The sequence below is a fragment of the Methylosinus sp. DMC45 genome, from assembly GCF_056313885.1.
This window is the reverse complement of record NZ_JBQUZK010000062.1, coordinates 1-24,047: the sequence shown is the minus strand read 5'-3', so window position 1 is coordinate 24,047 and position 24,047 is coordinate 1. Positions and strand designations below refer to the sequence as shown.

The window sequence follows — 24,047 nt, the reverse complement described above, 5'->3', positions numbered from 1 at the left end:
TCGCGCGGCCAATTCCCTTGCGATGCGCTAAGTTGCGCCGCCCGCCCGCCGGACGCGCCCGGCGTCGGAGCCGGGCCAGAGCTATCGGAGCGGCGATGACCTATTGTTGTGGCATTCTCGTGCGCGGCGGCCTCGTCATGATCGCCGACACCCGCACCAATGCGGGGCTCGACAATATCTCCACATTTCGCAAGCTCCATGTCTTCGAGCAGCCGGGCGAGCGCGTCATGATGCTCGCCACCGCCGGAAACCTCTCCGTCACCCAGGGCGCCGTCACTCTGCTCGCGGAAGGGCTGGAAAATCCCGAGACTCATGAGATCGAGCGTCTCGTCGACGCGCGCGGTATGCTGCAGGCCGCGCAGCTCGTCGGCCGCGCCGTCCGGCGCTCGCACGCCATCGCGGGGGAGGGGGCGGAGGATTCGGGGGTCAGCTTCGACGTATCGCTGCTGTTCGGCGGGCAGATCGGCTCCGGTCAGCTGCGGCTGTTCATGATCTATACGGCGGGCAATTTCATCGAATGCACGCAGGACACGCCCTATCTGCAGATCGGCGAGCACAAATATGGCAAGCCCATCCTCGACCGCGCGGTGTCCTTCGACACGGATGTGCTCGACGCGCTCAAGATCGGGCTCATCTCCATGGATTCGACGATTCGCTCCAATCTCTCCGTCGGCCTGCCGGTCGATATCGCTCTGCTGCGCCGCGATGCGCTGCATACCGACGTCTCGACGCGCATAGACGGCTCCGATCCTTATTTCCGCGATTTGCGCGAGAGCTGGTCACGGGCGCTGCGGGCCGCGCATATCGCCATTCCCGCGCCGCCCTATGGCGGGGCGCGATGACGCGGAGCGAGGACGGCGCGGCGCGGCTCGCGCCGGCCGGGGAGGAGGCGATCGAACGAGGCGCGCGCATTTTGCGCGCGGGCGGGCTCGTCGCTTTTCCCACTGAGACGGTCTATGGGCTCGGGGCGGATGCGACCTCCGCCGCGGCGGTGGCCAAAATCTACGCCGCCAAGGGACGCCCGAGCTTCAATCCGCTCATCGCCCATGTCGCCGATATCGATTCGGCGCGGCGTGAGGCGGAGCTGCCGCCGGAGGCGCTGCGGCTCGCCGAGGCGTTTTGGCCGGGGCCGCTGACCTTGGTGGCGCCGCGGGCGGCTGGCGGCTCGGTCTGCGAGCTGGCGCGCGCCGGGCTCGGAAGCGTGGCGCTCAGGGCGCCCTCGGCGCCGGTCGCGCGGGCGCTGATTTTGGCGGCGGGGAGGCCGATCGCGGCGCCTTCCGCCAATCGCTCCGGCCATGTCAGCCCCGTGACGGCTGCGCATGTGCTGGAGGATCTCGGGCCGAGGGTCGATCTCGTCATCGATGGCGGGCGGGCGGACAAGGGCGTCGAATCGACGATCGTCGCCTTTCTCGGCGGGCGGCCGCGGCTGCTGCGGCCGGGCGCCTTGGCGCGGGAGGCGCTGGAGCAGGTCCTGGGCGCGCCGCTGGAGGGCGAGGACGGCGCGGCGGCGATCGTCGCGCCGGGGATGACCGCCTCCCATTACGCGCCATCGGCGCGGCTGCGGCTCGAGGCGAAAGAGCTGCGCGCGGGCGAGGCCGGGCTCGATTTCGGCGGCCGCCTCGCCGAGCGGGGCGGGGCCGGGCCGATCATGGATTTGTCCCCATCCGCCGATCTCGAGGAGGCGGCGGCCAATCTCTTCTTCTATTTGCGCGAGCTGGACGCCAGCGGCGCGAAGGCGATCGCCGTCGCGCCGATTCCGGCGCATGGGCTCGGCGAGGCGATCAATGATCGGCTGCGGCGCGCGGCGGCGCCCAAGTAATCAGGCGGCCTGGATAATCAGGCCGCAAGAGCGGCTGCGTCGTCGCCGAGGCGGAAATCCATCGTCGCCGGCTCCGGCAGGCTACGCCAGGGCGCGCATTCATAGCCGCGCGCGGCGAGGCCATCCGCGTGGGTCGATGTCATCTCGACCACGAGGCGCGTCGTGTGATTGAGCACGGGCGGCACGGCCCAGGCGAAGGGCGCGGCGTCGGCCGAAGTCTCGCGCATCAGCGCGCGACGGGCTTCGTTATTCTCCGGCCCCATGCGGCCGCGCCAGCCGGGACGCGGCTGCTGCCAATCATTGGCGACGATGACCGGGCCGCGCAGCACATGGGCCTCGCGCTCGGTCCGCTCGATCAGCGCGATCTCATGTGGCGCGGTTCCCGTCAGCGTGAACAGCACCGGCCGCGCCAGCGGCTCCCGCGCGAGTAGAGCGACCGCCTCCTCGAATGTCGCGCAAGTCTCGAAAGCGTAGCGCAGGAGATGGTCCGGCGGCCAGCCGGTCTCATATTTCAGCGCATTGGCGAGATTGAGCGCGAAATCATAAGGGAAGGCGGCGACGCCATCGATGCGACGGCGCATCGGCGCCTGATTGATCACCGCCGAGAAGCGTCCGGGCGCCATGGCCGTCAGCACGCCGATCGCCCCCGGCCAGGTCACATTGTAGAAGCCGCCCGCCGGGCCGGCGGCCCAGGCGATTTCGACGCCGCGGCCGAGGCCGCGAAAGGGCCAGTCGAGCGAGCGCCGAATCGTCGGCGCGCCGTCGGGCGCGACGAAGGCCTGGGTGGTGCAGGCGAAGAGATAGGACATGTTGAGGGTGGCCGCGCCGTGAAATCCCAATATTTCCGCGATGCGCTCCAAATCCTCGAAATAGCGGGAGGCGGATTTCTGCAGCCAGGATCGCGCCAGCCGATCGAGCGGCGCGAGGCAGACATGGCCCCAGCGCGGCATGGGCGCGAGACAGGCGTCACGCAGCGCCTCGGCCGCCGCGATGCGCGCCGCGGCATGGGCGATGGGGCCGCCATCTCTCACATCCAGAAAGGGAATTTGCCGCACCAAGGCTCCTCCGCCATGTCATCCGAACGATATAAATCACACATGTAACTGTCATAATACAGTCGGAAAGCAACCCGTCGTATATCTCCGCCGAGAGGGGACGCGGTGATTCGCCTCGGAACCTTCTCGGATCGATCGGAAAGCGCTCCGATCCCGCGCCGGCGAAAATCTCTGCGCTGCGAGGCGCGCGCATTCGGCGCGGATCGGCTAAAGAAAACAGCGAGGCGGGGACCGTGAGCGTCGCCGTCGTCTCGGGAGGAGCTCGAATGTCCCGTCCGCGCGTTCTCGAAGCAATGGCGGCGCTGCAGGATCATGCGCGGGCGCTGCGCGGGTCGCGCACGCTCGATCTGTTCGCCGCCGACCCTGATCGTTTCGCGAAATTCTCGGTGGCGCTCGACGATTTCCTGCTGGATTTCTCCAAGCATCGGATCGACGGCGAGACCTTGCGTCTGCTCCTCGCGCTCGCCCACGCCGCCGATCTCGAAGGCGCGCGCGCAGCGTTGTTCGCCGGCGAGCCGGTCAATCTCACCGAGGGCCGCGCGGCCGCCCATTGGGCGTTGCGCGATCTCTCGGATCGCCCGCTCATCGTCGGCGACGAGAATGTGCGCGGCGCGGTCGAGGCGGAGCGCGAGAAAGTCTACGCCTTTGCGCGCGCGCTGCGTTCGGGCGAGTTGCGCGGCGCCGGCGGCGCGCCGTTCACGGATATCGTCAATATCGGCATAGGCGGCTCTGATCTCGGCCCGGCCATGGCGGCGCGCGCGCTCGCGCCCTTCGGCAAAGGCGGCCCGCGCGCGCATTTCGTCTCCAATGTCGACGGCGCCGATATGGCGGACACGCTCGCCGGGCTCGATGCGGCGCGCACCTTGTTCATCGTGTCCTCCAAGACATTCACCACGCAGGAGACAATGGCCAACGCCGCGCTGGCGCGCGCTTTCATCGTGGAGCGTCTCGGCGAGGCGGCGGTGGCCGCGCATTTCGCCGCGGTGTCGACGCGGCTCGACAAGGTCGCGGAATTCGGCGTCGATACATCGCGCGTCTTCGGCTTTTGGGATTGGGTCGGCGGCCGCTATTCCATCTGGTCGGCCATCGGCCTCTCGCTCGTCATCGCCATAGGCCCGGAGAATTTCACGGAATTTCTGCGCGGCGGCTTCGACATGGACGAGCATTTCCGCAGCGCGCCGCTCGAGCGCAATATTCCGGCGCTGATGGGGCTGATCGGCGTGTTTCATCGCGACGTCGAGGGCAGGGCGGCGCAGGCGATCATTCCTTACGATCAGCGCCTCGCGCGTTTTCCCGCCTATTTGCAGCAGCTCGACATGGAGTCGAACGGCAAATCGGTGACGCGCGACGGCGGCGTCGCGGAATTCGCGACCGGACCGATCGTGTTCGGCGAGCCGGGGACCAATGGCCAGCACGCTTTTTTTCAGCTGCTGCATCAGGGAACCGACGTTACGCCGATCGACTTCCTCATCGCCGCCGAGCCGATCGACGCCGACGCGCATCATCACGCGCTGCTCTTTTCCAATTGCCTCGCGCAGAGCGAGGCCTTCATGCGCGGGCGCACGCTCGCCGAGGCGAAAGCGCAGCTCGCCGCCACGGGCCTCGACGCCGCGCGCGTCGAGGCGCTGGCGCCGCACAAGGTCTTCACCGGCGATCGGCCGAGCAGCGTGCTGCTCTATCGCCGGCTCGATCCGCGCACGCTCGGCCGCCTCGTCGCGCTCTATGAGCACAAGGTCTTCGTGCAATCGGCGATCTGGGACATCAACCCATTCGATCAATGGGGCGTGGAGCTCGGCAAGGAGCTGGCCAATCGTCTGGCGCCGATCGTGGAGGACGAGAATGCGCCGCTCGCCGGGCTCGACGGCTCGACGGCGGGACTCATCCGCTGGCGGCGGCGGGAAGCCTGACTTTCCGCTCGCCGATGCGTGATTGACGCGCGGCCCTGCGCGACGATAGAGTTTTTATCAATTCGACCTTAGTCGTTTCAATATTTCACAGCCGGCCCGCTGCATGTCGACCCTGTCCGAAGATCAGATCGCGGAATACCGCGCCAAGGGATTTGTCGCCGTCCCCGGATTTCTCTCCCGAGAGGAGATAGAGCGGCTGCGTCGCGATTTCGACGAGGCCTCTCGCGTGAGCTTTCGTTTCTATGGCGTGAAGGACGTCACGCCCGCTTGCGCGCAAGAGATGAAGCCGCGCCTGCTCGACGTCTGCCGCGCCTTGGCGGCGGGCAGCGAGACGCGCGCCGATATGCTGAGCGGCGCGGTCTATTGGTCCTCGCGCAAGGCCAAGGCGGGCGTGACCGACGCGTGGCATCAGGATCATGACAGCTGGTGGCTGTGGGGCGAGAACCATGTGGACTATCTTCACATGTTCATTCCCATCGCCAAGCCCGACCCGGAGAAGACCGGGCTGACATTGGCTGCGCTCGACCGTCTCGAGGCGGCGGCGCCCGGTGCGCATCGGCTGACGGTCGGACAAGGCGCCATGTCGCTGAAGCGCGAATCGGGCGGCACGACCGTTCTCGTTCGCGACACCGGGAAAAAGCACGCTTTCGATTTCGATGTCGAGGCGCTCGCCGAGACGCCACGGCTCGCCGAGGGCGATCTGCTGCTGTTCCGCGGCGATGTCTTTCACCGCACGCAGGATCGCCAATGCGATCGTCTGGCCGTGTCCTTCCGCATGGCGCGCGGCGGAACGCCGGTTCGGCGCGAGCATCTGCTGAGCTGGGGCAGCCTCGAGAAATTCGTGCTGTCCATGACCAATCACGAAAAATACCGCTATGTGCTCGAGGCGCTGGATCGTCATGGCGACGGCTCGCCGCTGGGCGAGGTGGCGTCATATCTTGAGGCCGCCTATGAGCGGCCGCCGCGCGTGAGCTTCGCCGGGCTGCTCGGCCAAAAGCTGCGGGCTGCAGCTGCGGGGCTGCTCGGCAGGCGCGGGATAGGCTCGGCGCGCGCGAGCTAGAGTCTTTCCGCTTCGCTCGAAAACGCTCCAGTTTTCGTTTCGATGCTCAGCGATCTGCGGGCAGGAACGGGCAGGCGTTCGCGCATTTGCGCGCGCAGGAGATGGCGGTCGCGCCGGTCACGACGGATGCGCTGATCGAGTCCTCGGACAATTCGACGTCTGGCGGCGGCGCCTCGATCGTCGTCGTGATCGCCAGCGCGCGCGCCTTCACGAATCGGCCAGAGGGGCGACGCACGAAAATGCGCGAAGGATCGTTCGGATCATAGCGCGCCTCAAGGCGCTTGCGCCCGGCGGCGAAATCATCGGCGATGGCGCGCGACCAATAGAGGCGGCCGTGCAGGCGCAGTCCTTCCTGGTCCAGCACGCCTTCGTCGTCCGGCAGCAGCGACAGGCGGAAGCTCACGCAATCGAGCGGCAGGCGCAGCAGATCGTCGCGCATATGCTTGCGCCACAGCGTCAGCGGCGCGCGGCCGAGATCGCGATGCTTGCGGCAATGATAGACGCCGGCGATCTCCGCGCCGATCCAGCTGTCGAGCTCGCGCAGCGTCAGACGTTGCGCATGCGGCCCGACATAGAGATCACGCTCGCCGCGCTCCATTGGGCCGATATCGGTTATGAGCGGAACGCAGCCCAAGCGGCTGCCGATCAGCTCCTGTATATGCGCGCCATAGCGCGCGCTCGCCGGCTCGCTCCACACCGTCTCTATGCCGATCTCGCGACAGGCGCGCACCAAGGCGCGGCGACCGAAGAAGCTGTTGGCGTCGACATGGATCGCCTCCGGCAGTCCGGCGACGGGCCAATCGAAATCGACGCCGCGCTCCTCCAGCCAGCGCGTCTTGTCGCAGACGGAGTGGAGGATGGCGAGGCTCGCCGACAGCCGCGTCGGCGGCGTCAGCGCGAGGTGAAAGCCCGTCGCCATGCGTGTGAGCGCGTCGACGCCGAGCGTGATCCAGGGCCGGCCGAGCTCGCGGCCGGAGTCCTCGTCGACGATCATCACGTCGACTTTCGCGTGATCGATCTGAACGGCCTCGAGCGGCCGCGTGGCCTCTGATCTCTTCCGCACCTTGCTCGCCGCCGCTCTCGTTCTACTCGCTCTCGCTACGCCGCCGCGCCCGCGTCTGGATGTCGATATCGTGCACGCGCGCCTTGATGGTGCGCCAATTGGGCGCCGGCAGCCGCTCCTTCAAGCAGCGCTTGGCGATCTCGCGCACGAGCTGGCTGAACTTGGGCCGCGAAGGCTGCAGGTAGAAGGTCTCGATCGTGTCGCGAATGAGAGTCTCGCGCGCCGAATCGAGCACGCGCGCGCCTTTGGGGCGGCCGACCGGACGCGTCATCGGCGCGGTGACGGCGCCGCAGCTGCGGAAGGTCTTGATCATGCGATAGGCGGTGGCGCGCGAAACGCCGAGATCGCTCGTCAGCTTGCGAATGACCTCCTGCGACAGGCGCTCGCCCTCTCGCGTGAGAACCTCGCGAATGACCTCCTCGCGATGGCGATTCTCATCCGGGCGCCGGCTGCGTCTCTCGCGTCCAATCGACGTCTCGAGCTTGCGTTCGGGCGCCGGGGCCAGGCGGGGATGGTCGGGGTCGAGAACGTTTCCGCTCATTTCCAGGCGTTCCTCGTGCAGACTGAACCTCTCGCAGCGCGCGCGCCGATCATATCGCCGCACGGCGCTGCGAGGCGACTTTTTTCTCATGATTTCAAAACCGAAGACAACGTTCGATTTTGAACGGTCCGCGCGCGCCCGCCGAGCCTCTCGGCGGGGCTCGCGCGGGCGCGCCCGTTTCCGCGCGGGGGCGCGGGCGAGAAAGCCCTAGTAAACCATGTGTTTCGACGACGTTTCACGGAATTGGAATAGTTCAAAATAGCAAGAATGGCGGCCGAAAATCGAATAGAACCAGTCTTGCTACATAATGTCGCAGCGTAGACTCTCGCCGATTCAGTGGAATGCGTATCCGTACGTAGTCGATTTTGTGAGGGGCGCCGCGAAGGCCATAGCGAGCGCCCGTCGACCGCGCACCGCGCTTTCGATCGAATCGCCTTTACGGAGCGCTCGCTCCGCCGAAGGGCCGGAAGCGGAACATCTCCCATCGATAGGGCCCGTCGCGATCACAGGCGACGCCGCCCATCCGCATCGCGGAGAGATATTTGGCGTTGTGGCGAAGGGTGAATTCGTCGTCCGTGTTCTGAATGAGCTCGAAGCCCATGCTCTCTCGCCGCCCTTTGCTCTCGAAGGCGAGCGATCCATTCTCCGTCACGGAAAGCGGGAATCTCGTTCCGCCGACGGTCGCGAGCAGCGTGACTTCCGCGCCGTGATATTCGGCCTCGACCAGAAACTCCCATGGCGCGAGCGGCCCGGGCTTGTGGATCGCTCGGTTCTCGGAGACGTCATAGACCAGCGCCGAGTCGTGGGTCGTCGCAATGGCGATACGCGCGCCGGTCACGCTCGCGAGAAAAGCGCCGATCAGCAGCCGTTCCGCGGGGCCGGGGATCAGCGACGAATATTCCTCATAGAAGGCGACCGCGCGCGGCGCGCCGGCCGTCTGGGCGAGATGGCTGATGAGCTGCGGGAAATAGCGCCAATTCTCGCGCAGCAGATCGCGATTGTCGGAGCCGGCGAGATAGGAGGCGGCGAGGCGCGGGAAGCGGCGCATCGCATATTGCAGAATGCGGCTCTGCCAGCGCCAATGGCTCTTGCGAATCTGACGCGCGATTCGGCGCAGTTCCGCCATGTCGCGCGTCAGCGCGCCGTCGATGAGCGCGCGCAGATTGGCGGCGCCGGCGAAAACCGTGGTCACGTGATGATCCACCCTCGGCACCTTGATGAAATGCGCGTCGGGACAGGTCTCCACGATCTTGCGGCAGTGAAAATCGTCTATGGCGTTATAGGAATCGGCGAATATGAACACGTCGCCGGCGACGTCCGCCGGGCGGATCGCCATGCCGCGCATCGAGGGAATGAAATCCTGCTGCCAGCCCGGGTCTCTTCCATCGCATTCCTCGCGATCGATCGACCATTGCGGGCACATTGCGATGACATGCGTGGCGGCGAGAAGACGCGAGAACTTCACCGCGCCATAGCCGCCCATGGAGCCGCCATAGGCGACGCGCGTCTCATAATCGGCGATCGTCTCCAGAATGATCTGTGACGCTCTGCGGAGATTTTCGGACGGATACCAATTGGCACGCTTGGCCATCACGCCGATCGCGGCGATTTGCGATTTCCGCAAAGGCGTGTCGGCGAAAAAACGATGGTCCTTGGCCGGCGTGATCGCATCGCCGAAGGTGATCAGAACGATTTTCGAATCTGCCGGAGCCCAGATGACGCGTATCTCGTCGTCGTCATAGAGAATCGTCGTTGTCAAAGTCTGATCCATGCCGCCGCCCGTGGTTTCGAGCCGCGGCGGATATAGACCAATTCGCTCGGCGCGAAAACCTCCCGCCGTTTCGGCGCAGGCGGATTTTCCCTGCCTGCGCCGACCTTTGCGTGCGGCGAGCGCGCAGCGCTCGCGCGTCGCGCAGGATCAGAGATTGAGCGCTCTGTTCACCGTCGGAATGAAGATCGCGAATACGAAGACCGTGACGAGGATCCACAGCACGACCCATTTGAGTTCTTCGACCTTGTGCAGCATTCGAGCTTCTCCTCCCGTTTTTTAAAAATTGGTCCACGCCGCGTCTCGAAGGCGGCGCACGCCCTGTTTTTGAGGCAAGAGGAGGCGAGTCACAACAAGCATATGCAGGCGGCACAATGTCGCAGTACTTAATAATACGGGACAATCTCATATTTTATAATTCGTATCATTCAAAAGTGCAGCGTAAAATGTGGAGTTATCCGCGCGAGTCTCAATTTTTATAATATTAAAATATCAAAATATCGCGCTATATAAGTATTAACTGCAGTATATGCAGCATAATGTCGCATATGTATTCTTTATGATCAATTGACAAGCGCCGAGAGCGACATGGTAGGTTCCGACATGCAAAGAGCTTTCGGGCTCTACTGCAAAGAGGCGCGGCGCCGAAATAGTTCCGGCGTCCGCGTCACGCGCCGAACGTGGCGCGCGGGGCCGCGACGCCGCTGGGAAGGCAGTCGCGGCCCCGCCCGCACGGGGAGACGAAATGTCATTCGGAACGGCGGGAGACCGTTTTCGAGCCGATGACTTTATAAAGAGGAGGAACCCGACAATGAGTCTGACAACGGAGAAAGCGGCCGGATCCATCCGAGCCGCGGAGAGCGACACCATCGTCAATTACTGGCCTGCCTATTGGACGATGATCTGCCTCTTCGTGTTCTATGTGACGATCCGCATCTATGAGCAGTATTTCGGCTGGAAGGCGGGCCTCGATTCTTTCGCGCCCGAGTTTCAGACCTATTGGCTGAACCTGATGTGGACCGAGCTGCCGCTCGAATTCATCGCCTTCTGCGGCATCGGCGGCTATCTCTGGAAAACGCGCGACCGCAACATAGACGCCGTCACGCCGCGCGAGGAGATGCGCCGTCTGCTGACGCTGATCGGCTGGCTCGCGATCTATGCTTTCACCGTCTATTGGGGCGCTTCCTACTTCACCGAGCAGGACGGCACCTGGCATCAGACGGTCATTCGCGACACCGACTTCACGCCCAGCCATATTCTGGAGTTCTACCTCAGCTATCCGATCTACATCATCGCCGGCTGGGGCGCCTTCATGTATGCGCGCACGCGCATTCCGCAATTCGCGAAGAAAATCTCGCTGCCCTTCCTGCTGTTCTTCGCGGGCCCCTTCATGATCTTCCCGAACATCGGCCTGAACGAGTGGGGCCACACCTTCTGGTTCATGGAAGAGCTGTTCACGGCGCCGCTGCATTGGGGCTTCGTGTTCTTCGGCTGGTTCGCGCTCGCCGTCTTTGGCACCGCCTGCCAAGTGCTCGATCGCGTGATCGAGCTCTCCAAGGAATATGAGAAGGACGCGCTCTCTCTCTGATCCTTCGCACGCTCGCACATTCTCCTCCTCGGTAAAGCGATCGCGCCTCGCGCGCGGTCGCGGCGGGGGCGGAGCAAGCAAAAAAGAAATATCCGGCGCAGCTGCGCCGGGGAGGCGACAATCTCAAGGAGCAAGAACGAAATGTCCATTTCCACAGAGGCCGGCGCTCCAGCCGGCAAGGCATGGAAATCGAAGGAGGAGTTTCTCGGCTGCGTGATGCTGACCGATTGGATTCTCCTCGTCGTGCTATTCGCCGTGGTGCTCGGATCCTTCCACATCCATTATATGCTGCTCGCCGGCGACTGGGACTTCTGGATCGACTTCAAAGATCGCCGCATGTGGCCGACGGTGGCGCCCATCGTCGCAATGTGCTTCGCCGCCGCGGTGCAATCCTTCCTGTGGCAGAAGTTCCGTCTGCCGATCGGCGCCACGGTCGCATGCCTTGCGCTGCTCACCGGCGAATGGATCAACCGCTACGACAATTTCTGGGGCTGGACCTTCTTCCCGATCAATCTGGTCTTCCCCTCGGCGCTCATCCCCATGGGCTTCTGGCTCGATGTGGTGCTGATGCTGTCGGGCAGTTGGCTGGTGACGGCGCTGGTCGGCTCCATGGGCTGGGGCCTGTTGTTCTATCCGATCAACTGGCCGGTGCTGGCGCAATATCACCAGTCCGCCGAGATCGACGGCGTGCTGCTGACGCTCGCCGATCTCATCGGCTTCAACTACGTCCGCACGGGCACGCCGGAATATATCCGCATGGTCGAGCGCGGCACGCTGCGCACCTTCGGCAAGGACGTCGTTCCGGTCGCGGCCTTCTTCTCCTCCTTCATTTCCATGCTGATCTACTTCCTGTGGTGGAAGATCGGCACCTGGTTCACCAACACCAAATACATCGAGGTCGACGACATTTGATCCCGCGAATATTCGCGAGCGCGAGGCGGACCTGCGGCCCGCTTCGCCCAGAAATAGCAAGAAATCCAAGAGGCCCGTCGCGAATGACGGCGCGGCCGAGAAAACAAGGACAAGGGAGACAGATCGAAATGATGAACAAGCTCCTCGCGACACTGGCGGGATGCGTGAGGCCGCGGGCGCTGCGCGCTCTGGCCTTCGGCCTCGCCGCGGCGATCGCCGCCACCACTCTGCCGGCGGCGACGCCCGCATCGGCGCATGGCGAACGCTCGCAGCAGGCCTTTCTGCGCATGCGCACGCTCAATTGGTACGATGTGAAATGGTCGAAGACCGAGGTCAACGTCAATGAGGAGATGGTGCTCTCCGGCAAGGTGCATGTCTTCTCCGGCTGGCCGCAGGCCGTCGCCAAGCCGGACGTCGCCTTTCTGAACGTCGGCGAGCCCGGCCCGGTGCTCATTCGCAAGGGCGCTTATGTCGGCGACGTGCCGGCGCCGCGCTCCTTCTCTCTGCAGGTCGGCAAGGACTATGAGTATAAGCTCGTGCTCAAAGCCCGCCGGCAGGGGCGTTTCCACGTCCATGTGCAGATGAACGTCGAAGGCGGCGGACCCATCGTCGGCCCCGGCGAGTGGATCACCATCAAGGGCGACATGGCGAATTTCACCAATCCGGTGACTTTGCTCGACGGCTCGACCATCGATCTCGAGACCTATGGCATCACCTGGACCTACATTTATCACTTCGCCTGGATGGCGGCCGCGGCGGTTTGGATCCTCTACTGGTTCATGACCAAGGGCCTCATCGTGCGCTATTGGTGGGTGAAGGCCGGCAAGGCCAATGAGCTCATCACCCTGCGCGAGAAGCGCATCGGCGGCCTGTGGCTGGCGGCCTCCCTGCTGGCGGTTCTCTTCGGCTACGCCTGGGCCAATAGCGCCTTCCCACGCACGCTGCCGATGCAGGCGGGCTTGCTCAAGGGCATAGATCCGATCGCGCTTCCGCCGGCCACTGTGACGGCGCAATTCAAGGGCGGCTCCTACACAGTGCCGGGCCGCGAGCTGTCGGTGAAGCTGCGCGTCACCAATAGCGGAACCGAGCCGGTGAAGATCGGCGAGTTCACGACGGCGGGCCTGCGCTTCCTCAACCCCGCTGTGTTCACCACGCGGCCGCAGTTCCCCGAATATCTGCTCGCCGATCGCGGCCTCTCCGTCAGCGACGAGACGCCCATCGCGCCCGGCGAGACGCGCGACGTCACGATCAGCGTTCAGGACGCCCGCTTCGATATCGAGCGCCTGTCCGACCTCGCCTATGACACCGACAGCCAGTTCGGCGGCCTGCTGTTCTTCTTCAGCCCGTCGGGCAATCGCGTCGGCGTCGAGATCGGCGGCCCGGTGATCCCGCGCTTCGCGGCCGGAGCGACGCTCTGACCGAACCACGAGCTTCACGCGGTTCTCTTCACTCTTCTCCGCGTGTTGGTGTGAAACTTCCTCCCCGCCCGGTTCGTCCGGGCGGCTTTTTTTTGCCCGAGGATGGGGGCGGGGCAGGGCGATGGGTTGAAGGTTTCCTCGTCCTGAGGAGCCGCGAAGCGGCGTCTCGAAGGACGAGGAAATCTTCATGCGCGGCCATCTGGAACTCCCCCTCGTGCTTCGAGACGCCCGCTTCGTGGGCTCCTCAGCAAGAGGGGGAGGATTGTTGTCTTTCATCCGACCGTTCTGGCGGACGGGGGCACGGCGCTTGCGTGCGGAGAGCGCATCCCGGCCTCCGCCGGGCGAGCGAGCAGGGTCGCGATGCACGATCACGAGCAGGCCGGGGATGTCCGCGCCGTTCCGGCGCAATTATTGGAGCGCGGCTTTCGGCTGCTCGTGCTGCGGGAATTTCGCGCGGCCGATCAGCCGCCGGCCATCGCTTTGATTCGGCAGAATATCTTGCGCGATGTGCATCGCATTCATCGCCATGGCGTCTCCTTCGGCTGCACGTTTCTGCCCGAGATCATGCAATGGCTGATCGATCTGCTCGGCCGTCCCTCGCTGCATCCGCCGGATTATCCGGCGAGCCCCGCCTATCGCAACCCGGCCTGGCCGTCCTTTCATTGGCGCCAGGAGAGCCGGCTGTGGGACGAGGGCGTTCAGACCATCGAATGGCATGTCGATGTGATCTTCGCCGATGAGGCGTCTTTCGAGGCCTTCGTGGCGTGCTGGCGTGACCGTCTGACGGAAGCCGACGCGCCGGGTGAAGCCGGGGACCGATCATCGACCGCGCTCTGATGCTTTCAGCTCTTCGGGGCGCGTTCCCCCTCTCCCCGCCTGCGGGGAGAGGGCCGGGGTGAGGGGCTCGGGGCGTGAGCCACGGACGGAAAGCGCCCCGAGCCCCTCATCCTCACCTTCTCCCCGCGAGCGGGGAGAAGGAAGGCGGCGAACGCCGCGCGAAGCGATCCGCCGGAAAGGGTATGACGCGCGGCTAGGAAATAATTCAGATCGCACGGGCGCGCCACGGCGCCTCGCGGCGGCGGGGAGGGAAGGGCGGTTCGGGACGCTCCGGCCCCTTCGGCCGGTGCGCGAGGAAATCATCCGGGGCCGGAGCGTCCCGAAACGCGGTTGTCGTTCTCGTCGACATCCCGAGGCTTGGTCGAACCCGCGAATCCTGGGGTTCTCGATCAAGACGCGATCGAGTCCGACGGCCTGGGATCACGAACGGTTCTTGTTTCTCCCTATGGACGGGAGAAGAACGCCGTCCGGCGACGCGCTGGCTGTCCATGGACGGGGGTCGCCATCCCGGATGGAGCCGCCCCCCGCCCGCGCTCCCTGACCCGAGAAACGCGCCCTTCTTGGGCGGAGGTGGGAAGGGTGTAGGAATATTTTCAGGACGTGTCAAGGGGCGCGGTTCAGGGGTAGGGTGTAGGGTTATGACCAATCCAGACTTCCATCGGGGCGAATAAATGATAGGCACGACAATTTCCGAACACGATGAAGCGAGCAAGGCAGAAGCTGATCCTGGGTCTTCGAGATCGGGTGTAATGGTTCGCAACCCCGGCAAGCCCATCATCCTGAGCGACGCGAAGTTTAATGGGGTGTCTGCCGAGGCGGCAATGCCCGGAACTTCCGTCAAGGTGTGGACACGCGCCACAATGTGTTCAGACCAAGCTGTGTTTCATCGAGTGGCGCCGAATCTCATTTCGGTAATAAGCCACTGCACCCAGCAGGCTGGAGAATATCCAGCCCTTCTCCACGCCAGCACAATTCTTCTGGTAATAAAGCCGGACAATACGGCGGCACTATGGATCGACGCCGCAGCGATCATGAATGAGACTCGTCTGAAACGAAACGCATCCTCTGGGACTGTACTCTTTGAGAGTGATATCGCTGACGTCACCGGTATGTGGTTTCCGTTGGTAGACATCGCGACGGAGGACCGAATAATCGTCCTTTTCCGTGAAGGGTTTCGGTTCGGTCTATTTTTCGACTTTAACCCTGGAGGTCACCTCAACATTGAGGATGCAAAACGCGATCTTGGCACGTTATGTCGACAGATGCGCTACGCCGACCTCTATTCAGTTCTGGCAAATGAGGCGACCTTTAAGCGCGTCGTTGCCGCAGGTTGGTTTCCTTTCATCGAGATAATGACTGGGGACTTCAAAACTCTGAGCAATGCCTGCGAGGCCGGTTTTCCACTGCTTGAGGCAGAGGCCGAGCTTGCAAAAAAGTTCACTTGCGAGCGCCTGGATCGGATGTTCGACCGTTGGATGTCCAGGCCTCATTTCAAGGAAAAGGAAGCCATCCTTCGCTCTGGCGTGAAGGCCTATAAAGAAGGTGACTGGGTGGCCTGTCTGAAAGTGGTGCTGACCGAGATTGAGGGTATAATCGCTGAGGCCTATTTCGCTTCGACCGGACAGCATACTCGTAAAATCAGTAAGCTTTTGGAATTCACTGTGGACACCGCCACTAAGATGGCGGGAGGAAAGGACACGCTGTTCTTCCCCGTCGAGTTTGCTCACTATCTAAAACACTACACCTATGCGGATTTTGATGTTGAATCGAATCAATCGAGTGTAGCCAGAAACGCAGTTGGGCACGGGCGTGCAAAAGCCGAACACTATACAGAGTCACGGGCACTGCAGGCGTTGCTCACGCTTGATCAGTTCGCGTTCTATTCCTGAGAGCCTCGTAACTGCCAAGCAAAGGCATCCTCTTACTGAATAATCGTCAACGTCCGCTCCCGGCACGACTTTCCCGTTCCGCGCATGGCCCGAATCCCGCTCAACAATTCCTATGCAGCCGCGTCATGCCCGCGCTCGTCGCGGGCATCCACGCCGGGGCATGCGACACACGTAGAAAGACGACCCGGCGTCGTTCCGCACATATTCTTCAGCTTTCCTGCGTCGTCGCGGCGTGGATGGCCGCGACGAGCGCGGCCATGACGCTGGAGAGGCGTCTGCTCGTCGAGCTGCGTTCGGAGCCTGAATTCGGAACCCCAAGGCGCCACTCTCGCCCCCCCGCGCTCGCGTCTGCGCGCGGCATTTGTGACGCGGCGGCGCGCGTTGTATATGCCGATGCCGCGCGGGCCATGGGAAACGGCGCCGCGGCGGGAGATCGAGCCAGATTGCACACCGACGCCGAACATTCCCCCTCGCCGCTCCGCGCGCTCCGCGCCAGCGGCCTTACTGGACGCTGCCGGCCGCCCGGCGACAAATCCGTCTCGCATCGCTCGCTGATCCTGGGGACGCTGGCGGTGGGCGAGACGCGCGTCGAGGGGCTGCTGGAGGGCGATGACGTGCTGCGCACGGGCGAAGCCTGCCGCAAGCTCGGCGCGCGCGTCGAGCGGCTCGGGCCGGGGAGCTGGAGCGTGCGCGGGCCGGGCCTCGGCTCGCTGCTGGAGCCGCGCGAGACGCTCGATTTCGGCAATGCCGGCACGGGCTCGCGGCTGATGATGGGCGTCGTCGGCGGCCATCCGATCAAAGCGCGCTTCGACGGCGACGCCTCGCTGCGCAAGCGGCCGATGCGCCGCATTCTCGATCCGCTGGTCCTGCAGGGCGCCCGCGTGCTGGAGCAGGCGGAGGGCGGGCGCTGCCCGATTCTGCTGCAGGGAACCGCCGAGCCTCTGCCGATCGAATACAAGACCCCGGTCGCCTCGGCGCAGATCAAATCCGCCGTGCTGCTGGCCGGGCTCAACTCGCCGGGCCGCACTGTGGTCATCGAGAGCGAGGCCTCGCGCGACCATACGGAAAAAATGCTCATCCATTTCGGTGCCCGCGTCGTCAGCGAGCCTTATGGCGCGCATGGGCGCAAGGTGACGCTGGAGGGACGGCCCGAGCTGCGCCCGAGCCTGGTGCGCGTGCCGGCGGACCCGTCCTCCGCGGCCTTTCCCATTGTGGCGGCGCTGATCGCCGAGGGCTCCGAGATCGTGGTGGAAGGGGTGATGACCAATCCGCTGCGCTGCGGGCTCCTCGCCACGCTCGCCGAGATGGGCGCGAGGATCGCGCTCGAGAACGTCCGAGAGGAGGGCGGCGAGGAGGTCGCCGATATTCGCGTGACCGCCTCGCGCCTCACGGGCGTCGACGTGCCGGCGGCGCGCGCGCCGTCGATGATCGACGAATATCCGATCCTCGCCGTGGCGGCCGCCTTCGCCGAGGGCGAGACGCGCATGCGCGGGCTCTCCGAGCTGCGGGTGAAGGAGTCCGATCGTCTCGAGGCGATCGCCGCCGGGCTGAAGGCCAATGGCGTCGATTGCGAGATCGTCGGCGACGATCTCATCGTGCGCGGCGGGGCCGGACGCGTGAAAGGCGGGGGAAATGTCGAGACGCATCTCGACCATCGCATCGCGATGAGCTTTCTCGTCATGGGGCTCGGCGCCGACGCGCCCGCGGTGGTGGACGACGATCGCATGATCGCCACGAGCTTTCCGAATTTTCGCGCCCTGATGGAAGGGCTGGGGGCTCGCTTTGCCTGAACGGGGACTTGTCATCGCCATAGACGGGCCGGCGGCCTCGGGAAAAGGCACGCTGGCGCGCCGGCTCGCGGCGCAATTCGGCCTGCCGCATCTCGACACCGGCCTGCTCTATCGCGCCACCGCCTGCGCGCTGCTCGACGACGGGCGCGCGCTCGACGATATTCGCGCGGCGGTGGAGGCGGCGCGCGGCCTCGCGCTCTGCGATTTCGACGAGGCGCGGCTGCGCTCGCGCGAATTGGGCGAGGCTTCCTCCGTCGTCGCCGCCATTCCGCAGGTGCGCGCGGCGCTCATCGAGGCGCAGCGCAGCTTCGCCGCGCGCTCGGAAGGCGCGGTGCTGGACGGGCGCGACATAGGCACGGTGATTTGCCCCGACGCCGCGGTGAAAATCTTCGTCACCGCCAGCGCCGAGAAGCGCGCGCAGCGCCGCGCGCTGGAGCTCGCCTCGCGCGGCGAGCGCGTCGATTACGCGCATATTCTCGAGGATATCCGCCGCCGCGACGAGCGCGACAGCGGCCGCAGCTCGGCGCCGCTGAAAATCGCCGATGACGCCGTGCGGCTCGACACCACCGATCTCGACATAGAGGCCGCCTTCGCCGCCGCGCGGGACATTGTGCGGGAAAAGGCCGAGCTCGCCGGAAAGGTCGGCTGAGCGAGGCGACGCGATGCGCGAGGACATGAGAAAAGTCTTTCGCTTCGCGCCGTCGCCCAATGGCTATCTCCATCTCGGCCACGCCTATTCGGCGCTTCTCGGCTTCGATCTCGCGCAGCGTGAGGGCGGCCGCTTCCTGCTGCGGATAGAGGATATCGACCAGGGGCGGGCGCGGCCGGAGCTCGAGGCCGCGATCCATGAGGATTTGGCCTGGCTCGGCCTGTCCTGGGAGGAGCCGGTCCGCCGCCAATCCGAGCATTTGGACGATTACGCCGCGGCGCTCGCAAAGCTCGACACGCTGGGGCTGCTCTATCCTTGCGTCTGCTCGCGCGCCGATATCGCCGGCGCGAGCCGGGGGCGCGATCTCGACGGCGCGCCGCTCTATCCCGGAACCTGCCGCGGCAAGAGGCTCGCGCGCGCCGGCGCCAATCTGCGGCTCGATATGGCGAAGGCGGCGGCGCTGGTCGGCGGCGAGGTCTCGTGGCGCGAGCATGGGAAGGAGATCGTCGCCGCGCCGCAGGAGTGGGGCGACGTCGTGCTGGCGCGCAAGGACATAGGGACGAGCTATCACATCGCCGTCGCCGTCGACGATGCGCTGCAGGGCGTCACCGATGTGGTGCGGGGCAGGGACCTCTATGAGGCGACCCGGATTCATCGGCTGCTGCAGGAACTGCTCGGCCTGCCGGCGCCGGCCTACCGCCACCATGCGCTGGTGCTGGACGAGGACGGCCGCAAGCTCGCCAAGAGCCGGCTCTCCAAGCCATTGCGGGATTTGCGGGCCGAGGGCGTGACGCCGGCCGATGTGCGGGCCATGCTCGATCTGTCGTAAGTCGGTCGGGCGGGATACGGCGCTCGGGACGCGGCGCTTGTCGTCCCGGATCAAATCATGCATTCTTGCTCGAGTTTAAATCTCCCGCCTTTTCGCGAAGGATCACCCGATGAGGATATTGCTCGCCGCGCTGGCCGCTCTGGCGGCGACGACTTCCGCCGCCGAGGCTAATTATGGCTATTGCTTCACCCATGGCCTGCTGGGCGGGACCAAGGTCGTCGTTCACGATCAGGTGCGCGAGGCCGATTTTTGGGACGGCGCCACGGTGAACGCCTATCGCCAGAGTCTCGAGGCCTCGCATCGCTTCCGCTTCGGGGCGCTGACCTGCCCGGGCTTCGACACGGAGAAGGAGGCGCAGGACAGTCTCGCGAAGCTCCGGCGCGCCTCGGTCGAGCAGGGCTTCGCCGATTTCCCCTTTCCGCCGCAGCCGGCGGTCGATTGAGCCTCAGCCCTCGTCGCGCGGCCCTTTGTCGGAGAGCAGCGCCGCGACCCAGCGGCTCGAGGGGAATTGATCGCACAGCGTCAGAAAGGCGATGGCGATCGGCACGCCGATGAAGGCGCCCGGCAGGCCCCAGAGAAACGTCCACAGCAGGACGGAGAAGACGACGACCGTCGGCGACATTGCGAGCGCCGAGCCGGAGAAGGCCGGCTCCAGCCCGCTGCCGATGACGAGCTGAATAATGCTCAGCACGCCGAGCACGACCAGCGCCATCTGGCCGGAATCGAATTGCGCATAGGCGAAGAGCGCGGGCAGCAGCGTCGCCGCCGCCGGGCCTATGTAGGGCAGGTAATTCAAGGCGAAGGTCAAGACGCCCCAGGCCGCGGCGAGATCGAGGCCGATCGCCAGCGCGAAGAGGAAGACCACCGCGCCGGTGACGAGGCTCGCCACTGTGCGCACCAGCATGTAGCGGCGCAGCTTTTCGGCGATGCGCGCGCCGGCCTGCAGCAGAGAGCGCGCCGTCGCCTCGCTGCGTGAGGCGGCGAGCTTCTTCTCGAATCCGCCGGCCTCGGCGAGGCCCATGATCACATAGATCAGCACCACCAGCGCGAAGCCGACGAATATGTTGACGCGGGTCGCCGCCGCCCGCAGCAGCGCCAGCACCCAGGCGGCGTTGAAATGCTCGGTGATCAGCGAGGCGACGAAAATATCATGCGCCTCCAGCCATTTTGTCGCGTTCTCGAAGGAGGCCTTCACGCGCTCGATATTGCGGATGAACCAATCGACGATCTCGCCGCCGCTCCACACGATCAGCGAGGACAGAGCGATCATGACCGCGAGCGCGACGACGATGCTGAGGACGAGCGCCACCGGCCGCGGCGTCAACGTCTGCAGCCATTGCTGCAACGGCCAGATGAGCGCGATGATGAAGAGCGCGAAGACGACCGGCTCCAGCACCGACTGGCCGATCGAGAAGGCCGCCAGCATCACGAATGCGATGACGATGACCGCCGCCGTATCGGCCGCTCGCTCTCCCATGCTCGCCCCGCTTTTTCGTCAATTTTCTCGAGCGATGCGCTCGCGAGAAAAAGGTAGAGCGCCGCCGTCCCGGGAAAACGTCTCGCAATTGTCGAAAGCGCGCCGAGCGCTAATTCCCTGCGAGCGTTTTCGGACGAATTGGAGAGACGAGATGACGACCACAGTGGAAAACAAGGACGAAAATTTCTCCCGTCGCGCTTTCGCCGCCGGTCTTCTGGCGGCGCTGGCGGCCGCGCCGCTCGCCGCCGTCGTCGCTCCGTCCGAGGCGGAAGCGCAGGAGCGGCAATTCGTGCGCCCGTCCCATACGCCGCGCGTGCAGCGCCCGCGCAGCCATGTGCGTGGTCCGACGACCCATCGCAGCCTGTTCCGTCGGCGCGTCCGCATTCCCGTGCGTTGACGCGCAGGAACCCATTCGCGCGCCTTCGAGAAGGCGGGGGCGCGGCATGTCCGCCTTCGAGCGGCATGCCTCCAAGGGCAGGGGATAAAGATGAACGACTATAGCGTCGCGCCGGAATTCGGAGAGCAGGCCGTCGCGGCGCGGGCGGGCGCTTGGCTGAAGCGCAAGGCGCCCTATCTCATCGTGCTCGGCCTCGCCATTTTCGGCGTCGCCTACACCAGCCTCGCCCAGCAGCCGCTCTACGGCTATTGGGAGTTTCTCGGCGTGGCGATCGGCGTCGCCTGCGTCGCCATAGGCTGGCGGCAGGCGCCGGACCGCCAGGCGCGCTTCATTCTCGCGCGCACGCAGGCGCTGCATTGGGCGGCCTTTCTCGTCGCCATGAACATCGTGCTCTGGCCGAGCGTGAACAGCTTCCTCAATGCGCCGGCGACCGGGCTCGCTCTTCTGCTGCTGCTGGCGCTCGGCACATTCGTCGCCGGAATTCAGGTGTCCTTCGACATCGCCGTGCTCGGCCTCGCCATGGCGGTCGCCGTGCCGGCCATCGCCTGGTTCAAGCAATCGGCGCTGTTCCTGATCCTGGCGGTCATCGTGCTCGGCGCGCTCGCCGCGGCCTTTTGGCGACGCGGCGGCGAGGCCTCGACATGAGAGTTCGGAGCCTCACCGCCCCTGTCGCGTGGCGACATGGGGGTTGTTCGGCGCCTTCGCCATCAGCTGATCGATGCGGTCGCGCTCGCGCTTGAAGTCGGCGAGCAGCTTGCCGTCGAACTCGCGCGTGCGCGCCAGCTTGACGCGCATCGGATCGACGAAATGGCCGTTGACCATGACCTCGTAATGGAGGTGCGGACCGGTCGAGAGGCCGGACGAGCCCAAAAATCCGACGATCTGGCCCTGCTTTATGCGCATTCCCTCGCGAATGCCGCGCGCGAAGCCGGACATATGATTATAGGCGGTCGAATAGCCATTGGCGTGCTGGATCTCCACGCGGCGGCCATAGCCGCTGTGCCAGCCGGCCTCCACCACCACGCCATTGCCGGCGGCCAGAATGGGCGTGCCGATGGGCGCCGCCCAATCGACGCCCGTGTGCATCTTGTAATAGCCGAGGATCGGATGGCGGCGCATGCCGAAGCCGGAGCGCGTCTCGCCCGCGGCGATCGGCTTGCGCACGAGAAATTTGCGGCTCGAGCGGCCGCTCTCGTCATAATAATCGACGAGCCCGTCGTCGGCCGTCTGATAGCGGTAATAGCGCAAGGTCTCGTTGCGCGTGGTGATGGAGGCGTAGAGCAGCGCCTCGCGTCCCGAGCCCTCCTCGTTCTCGTCATAGAGAACGTCCAGCGAATCGCCGCCGTTCACGCCGCGCTGCAGATCGAGATCATTGGCGAATATGCGCACGAGATCATTGATGATCGGCCGAGGAATATCCTGCTTCAGCGCGGTCTCGTAGAGCGAATCGTAGAGCCGCATTCCGCCCGGATCGTCGTCTGCGTCGCCGCCATCCTCTTCCACATTGGCGGAGCCGCGGCGACCGACCTTGGCCAGATTGGCGGGGGCGGTCACCTGCAGGAAGGTTCCGCGATCGGTCGCCGCCACCATCGTATCCAGCCGATCATCCGTATAGATCGAGATGCGGGCGAGCTGGAGATTGGCGCCGGAGCCGTCGAAATCCGCGAAGAGCAGCTTGACCTTCTGGCCCTCGCGCGCCGCCGTCTCGACGCGCTTGGCGCCGAAAGCCGCCGCCACCGCTCCTATGCTCGCCTTTGGCACGCCATTGGCGAGAAGCGCGTCGACCAGAGTCTCCCCGCGGCGCAGCACGATGAGCTTTTCGTCCATCTGCGTCGGCTGCGGTCCCGCCGAGCGCGGCGCTATCGTGACATTCTCCGGCACCATGCGCACCTCGATGGCCGAGAAGGGCGCCGTGACAGAGGGCGTTCCCGCCGCCGCATAGGCGAGCGCCTGCGGATCGAGCGAGGCGCGGCTGGTGCGCGACAGCAGCAATTGGCCGGGCAAGGGCAGGGCGGGCTTGGCGCCGGAGGCGATCTGCGATTTGGCCTGCTCGGCCACCTGCGCCTGACACTCCTCGAGCGACAGAGCGGCGCTCTGCCGCTCCGGCTCGCCGACCGCGAAGTCCCTGGTGACGAAGGAGACCTCGGCGTCGTCCGGCGCAATGTCCGGCTCCGCCGCGCTATCGGCGGCGTTGCGGGAATCCGCCAGCAGCTTCAGCGGATTGAACGACGGAACCTCTTCCGCGAAGCTGGTCGGCGCGAGCGTCAGCGTCGTCGCCACATGCGTATAGGCGCGCGTGCGCATCACTTCTTTCTCGCCGGCGCGCGAGGTGGTCGTCGTCTTGAAGGTCTGCTTGGCGGCGACAATGTCCACCGAGCGCACGATGCGGTCGCCCTTCTTGGGATTGACGACCTGACTGTCCTTCTCGTCCTTGCGGCCGAGCTGCGCCCGGGTCGGCGCCTCGGCGAAGCGCGACTGATGATCGAGCGCCGTATAGGCCGCCGAGCTGATGAGCAGGGCGCCGGACAGGCCGGTGAGCACCGTGCCGGCGAGCCAACGAATGGAGACGCGCCGGCGGTCGAGAGGGGAATGGCGCCGGCCGTCGGCCTCTATGGCCGGCTGATCGCCGATATCGGTCCAGTCGACCTCCGCCAGAGCGGAAACGAGGCGCCTATTCGCATCGAGGGGCATAGAGTGGCGGCCGATCCGTTTTCGGGTGCGATAAACGATTGAGACGCGGGGCGCTTCGATGGACGGCCCGGGAACGGCTCCCAGGGACCGCAAAACGAAGCCTGCGCATTATGGCCCAATTGCGGCGCTGAAGTTATCCACCGCCGAAACCCCGGGAAAGCCGAGGGTTGACGATCTCGACGACGGTTTCGTGAAAAATCTCCAAAACGGTCGTTGACAGTCCGGGAGGGGCGGTCCTATAAGGCGTTCATCGACGGCGGCGCTGCCAACGAGCGGCGAACGAAGTCGTTTCTTCGTCTTTTGGGGAGTTGGCCAACCTGGCTGGTTCGTCGGGACGAAGAAGCGTCTCTGGAATTG

General features: G+C 65.1%; 21 protein-coding genes. 15 read left to right on the top strand and 6 right to left on the bottom strand.

Annotation, left to right across the window (positions count from 1 at the left end; genetic code table 11):
* Positions 1 to 95 precede the first annotated feature (95 nt).
* Positions 96 to 842 carry a proteasome-type protease gene (locus ACT53T_RS23205; RefSeq protein ID WP_476163056.1) on the top strand — a complete coding sequence of 249 codons (747 nt, stop codon included), beginning with the start codon at positions 96 to 98 and terminating at the stop codon, positions 840 to 842.
* The gene (locus tag ACT53T_RS23200; RefSeq protein ID WP_476163055.1) at positions 839 to 1,819 is read left to right on the top strand and encodes an L-threonylcarbamoyladenylate synthase; all 981 of its coding nucleotides are present in this window, start codon (positions 839 to 841) and stop codon (positions 1,817 to 1,819) included. Before ACT53T_RS23205 ends, ACT53T_RS23200 begins: the two co-directional genes overlap by 4 nt.
* A 17-nt stretch (positions 1,820 to 1,836) precedes the next feature.
* On the opposite strand, the gene ACT53T_RS23195 is transcribed toward ACT53T_RS23200, so the two are convergent.
* Positions 1,837 to 2,874 carry a C45 family peptidase gene (locus ACT53T_RS23195; RefSeq protein ID WP_476163054.1) on the bottom strand — a complete coding sequence of 346 codons (1,038 nt, stop codon included), beginning with the start codon at positions 2,872 to 2,874 and terminating at the stop codon, positions 1,837 to 1,839.
* Between the two features lie 266 nt (positions 2,875 to 3,140).
* On the opposite strand from ACT53T_RS23195, the gene pgi reads away from it, so the two are divergent.
* Together pgi and ACT53T_RS23185 are read left to right on the top strand one after the other, a co-directional pair.
* Positions 3,141 to 4,781, top strand: a complete 1,641-nt coding sequence (gene pgi / locus ACT53T_RS23190) for a glucose-6-phosphate isomerase (protein ID WP_476163053.1) — start codon at positions 3,141 to 3,143, stop codon at positions 4,779 to 4,781.
* A 103-nt stretch (positions 4,782 to 4,884) separates the two neighbouring features.
* Positions 4,885 to 5,841: a phytanoyl-CoA dioxygenase family protein gene (locus ACT53T_RS23185; protein WP_476163052.1), complete on the top strand. Its 957-nt coding sequence runs from the start codon at positions 4,885 to 4,887 to the stop codon at positions 5,839 to 5,841.
* Positions 5,842 to 5,887: 46 nt separating this feature from the next.
* Here the strand turns inward: ACT53T_RS23185 and ACT53T_RS23180 are convergent, their stop codons facing one another.
* The 3 genes from ACT53T_RS23180 to ACT53T_RS23170 all read right to left on the bottom strand — a co-directional run bounded on the left by ACT53T_RS23180 (position 5,888) and on the right by ACT53T_RS23170 (position 9,204).
* On the bottom strand, positions 5,888 to 6,904 hold the full coding sequence (locus tag ACT53T_RS23180) for a Mu transposase C-terminal domain-containing protein (protein WP_476163051.1): 1,017 nt from the start codon (positions 6,902 to 6,904) through the stop codon (positions 5,888 to 5,890).
* Positions 6,905 to 6,926: 22 nt separating this feature from the next.
* The gene (locus ACT53T_RS23175; protein ID WP_026191392.1) at positions 6,927 to 7,445 is read right to left on the bottom strand and encodes a hypothetical protein; all 519 of its coding nucleotides are present in this window, start codon (positions 7,443 to 7,445) and stop codon (positions 6,927 to 6,929) included.
* A gap of 436 nt (positions 7,446 to 7,881) precedes the next feature.
* On the bottom strand, positions 7,882 to 9,204 hold the full coding sequence (locus ACT53T_RS23170; protein WP_476163050.1) for a hypothetical protein: 1,323 nt from the start codon (positions 9,202 to 9,204) through the stop codon (positions 7,882 to 7,884).
* Between the two features lie 820 nt (positions 9,205 to 10,024).
* Here ACT53T_RS23170 and amoC point away from each other — a divergent pair.
* The 9 genes from amoC (at position 10,025) to ACT53T_RS23125 (ending at position 19,567) form a co-directional block, all read left to right on the top strand.
* The gene (amoC, locus tag ACT53T_RS23165; RefSeq protein WP_476163049.1) at positions 10,025 to 10,801 is read left to right on the top strand and encodes a bacterial ammonia monooxygenase, subunit AmoC; all 777 of its coding nucleotides are present in this window, start codon (positions 10,025 to 10,027) and stop codon (positions 10,799 to 10,801) included.
* Between the two features lie 141 nt (positions 10,802 to 10,942).
* Positions 10,943 to 11,713, top strand: a complete 771-nt coding sequence (amoA, locus tag ACT53T_RS23160; RefSeq protein WP_018265987.1) for a bacterial ammonia monooxygenase, subunit AmoA — start codon at positions 10,943 to 10,945, stop codon at positions 11,711 to 11,713.
* Positions 11,714 to 11,844: 131 nt separating this feature from the next.
* Positions 11,845 to 13,131: a bacterial ammonia monooxygenase, subunit AmoB gene (gene amoB / locus ACT53T_RS23155; RefSeq protein ID WP_400770295.1), complete on the top strand. Its 1,287-nt coding sequence runs from the start codon at positions 11,845 to 11,847 to the stop codon at positions 13,129 to 13,131.
* A 360-nt stretch (positions 13,132 to 13,491) separates the two neighbouring features.
* On the top strand, positions 13,492 to 13,968 hold the full coding sequence (locus tag ACT53T_RS23150; protein ID WP_476163048.1) for a hypothetical protein: 477 nt from the start codon (positions 13,492 to 13,494) through the stop codon (positions 13,966 to 13,968).
* Positions 13,969 to 14,639: 671 nt separating this feature from the next.
* Positions 14,640 to 15,857 carry a hypothetical protein gene (locus ACT53T_RS23145; RefSeq protein WP_476163047.1) on the top strand — a complete coding sequence of 406 codons (1,218 nt, stop codon included), beginning with the start codon at positions 14,640 to 14,642 and terminating at the stop codon, positions 15,855 to 15,857.
* Between the two features lie 407 nt (positions 15,858 to 16,264).
* A complete protein-coding gene (gene aroA / locus ACT53T_RS23140; protein WP_476163046.1) occupies positions 16,265 to 17,647 on the top strand; it encodes a 3-phosphoshikimate 1-carboxyvinyltransferase in 1,383 nt (460 codons plus the stop codon).
* Positions 17,640 to 18,296 (top strand): (d)CMP kinase, encoded by a 657-nt coding sequence (cmk, locus tag ACT53T_RS23135; protein WP_400768691.1) that lies wholly within the window; start codon positions 17,640 to 17,642, stop codon positions 18,294 to 18,296. The genes aroA and cmk overlap by 8 nt, the downstream gene beginning before the upstream one ends.
* 25 nt (positions 18,297 to 18,321) lie before the next feature.
* Positions 18,322 to 19,125, top strand: a complete 804-nt coding sequence (gene gluQRS / locus ACT53T_RS23130; protein ID WP_476163045.1) for a tRNA glutamyl-Q(34) synthetase GluQRS — start codon at positions 18,322 to 18,324, stop codon at positions 19,123 to 19,125.
* Between the two features lie 109 nt (positions 19,126 to 19,234).
* Positions 19,235 to 19,567 (top strand): hypothetical protein, encoded by a 333-nt coding sequence (locus tag ACT53T_RS23125; RefSeq protein WP_476163044.1) that lies wholly within the window; start codon positions 19,235 to 19,237, stop codon positions 19,565 to 19,567.
* A gap of 3 nt (positions 19,568 to 19,570) precedes the next feature.
* On the opposite strand, the gene ACT53T_RS23120 is transcribed toward ACT53T_RS23125, so the two are convergent.
* A complete protein-coding gene (locus tag ACT53T_RS23120) occupies positions 19,571 to 20,602 on the bottom strand; it encodes an AI-2E family transporter (RefSeq protein WP_476163043.1) in 1,032 nt (343 codons plus the stop codon).
* A gap of 151 nt (positions 20,603 to 20,753) precedes the next feature.
* Here ACT53T_RS23120 and ACT53T_RS23115 point away from each other — a divergent pair, with 151 nt between their 5' ends.
* Positions 20,754 to 20,999 carry a hypothetical protein gene (locus ACT53T_RS23115; protein WP_476163042.1) on the top strand — a complete coding sequence of 82 codons (246 nt, stop codon included), beginning with the start codon at positions 20,754 to 20,756 and terminating at the stop codon, positions 20,997 to 20,999.
* 90 nt (positions 21,000 to 21,089) lie between these two features.
* Positions 21,090 to 21,644 carry a hypothetical protein gene (locus ACT53T_RS23110; protein ID WP_476163041.1) on the top strand — a complete coding sequence of 185 codons (555 nt, stop codon included), beginning with the start codon at positions 21,090 to 21,092 and terminating at the stop codon, positions 21,642 to 21,644.
* A gap of 12 nt (positions 21,645 to 21,656) precedes the next feature.
* Here the strand turns inward: ACT53T_RS23110 and ACT53T_RS23105 are convergent, their stop codons facing one another.
* The gene (locus tag ACT53T_RS23105) at positions 21,657 to 23,690 is read right to left on the bottom strand and encodes a peptidoglycan DD-metalloendopeptidase family protein (RefSeq protein ID WP_476163040.1); all 2,034 of its coding nucleotides are present in this window, start codon (positions 23,688 to 23,690) and stop codon (positions 21,657 to 21,659) included.
* Positions 23,691 to 24,047 lie beyond the last annotated feature (357 nt).

Excerpts from the sequence above, each read along its gene's own strand:
- ACT53T_RS23105 (WP_476163040.1), bottom strand. The coding sequence starts at position 23,690 with ATGCCCCTCGATGCGAATAGGCGCCTCGTTTCCGCTCTGGCGGAGGTC.
- ACT53T_RS23125 (WP_476163044.1), top strand. The coding sequence starts at position 19,235 with ATGAGGATATTGCTCGCCGCGCTGGCCGCTCTGGCGGCGACGACTTCC.
- ACT53T_RS23205 (WP_476163056.1), top strand. The coding sequence starts at position 96 with ATGACCTATTGTTGTGGCATTCTCGTGCGCGGCGGCCTCGTCATGATC.
- ACT53T_RS23185 (WP_476163052.1), top strand. The coding sequence starts at position 4,885 with ATGTCGACCCTGTCCGAAGATCAGATCGCGGAATACCGCGCCAAGGGA.
- aroA (WP_476163046.1), top strand. The coding sequence starts at position 16,265 with ATGGGAAACGGCGCCGCGGCGGGAGATCGAGCCAGATTGCACACCGAC.
- ACT53T_RS23175 (WP_026191392.1), bottom strand. The coding sequence starts at position 7,445 with ATGAGCGGAAACGTTCTCGACCCCGACCATCCCCGCCTGGCCCCGGCG.
- ACT53T_RS23200 (WP_476163055.1), top strand. The coding sequence starts at position 839 with ATGACGCGGAGCGAGGACGGCGCGGCGCGGCTCGCGCCGGCCGGGGAG.
- ACT53T_RS23115 (WP_476163042.1), top strand. The coding sequence starts at position 20,754 with ATGACGACCACAGTGGAAAACAAGGACGAAAATTTCTCCCGTCGCGCT.
- ACT53T_RS23145 (WP_476163047.1), top strand. The coding sequence starts at position 14,640 with ATGATAGGCACGACAATTTCCGAACACGATGAAGCGAGCAAGGCAGAA.
- pgi (WP_476163053.1), top strand. The coding sequence starts at position 3,141 with ATGTCCCGTCCGCGCGTTCTCGAAGCAATGGCGGCGCTGCAGGATCAT.
- amoB (WP_400770295.1), top strand. The coding sequence starts at position 11,845 with ATGAACAAGCTCCTCGCGACACTGGCGGGATGCGTGAGGCCGCGGGCG.
- ACT53T_RS23110 (WP_476163041.1), top strand. The coding sequence starts at position 21,090 with ATGAACGACTATAGCGTCGCGCCGGAATTCGGAGAGCAGGCCGTCGCG.
- ACT53T_RS23150 (WP_476163048.1), top strand. The coding sequence starts at position 13,492 with ATGCACGATCACGAGCAGGCCGGGGATGTCCGCGCCGTTCCGGCGCAA.
- gluQRS (WP_476163045.1), top strand. The coding sequence starts at position 18,322 with ATGAGAAAAGTCTTTCGCTTCGCGCCGTCGCCCAATGGCTATCTCCAT.
- ACT53T_RS23120 (WP_476163043.1), bottom strand. The coding sequence starts at position 20,602 with ATGGGAGAGCGAGCGGCCGATACGGCGGCGGTCATCGTCATCGCATTC.
- amoA (WP_018265987.1), top strand. The coding sequence starts at position 10,943 with ATGTCCATTTCCACAGAGGCCGGCGCTCCAGCCGGCAAGGCATGGAAA.
- amoC (WP_476163049.1), top strand. The coding sequence starts at position 10,025 with ATGAGTCTGACAACGGAGAAAGCGGCCGGATCCATCCGAGCCGCGGAG.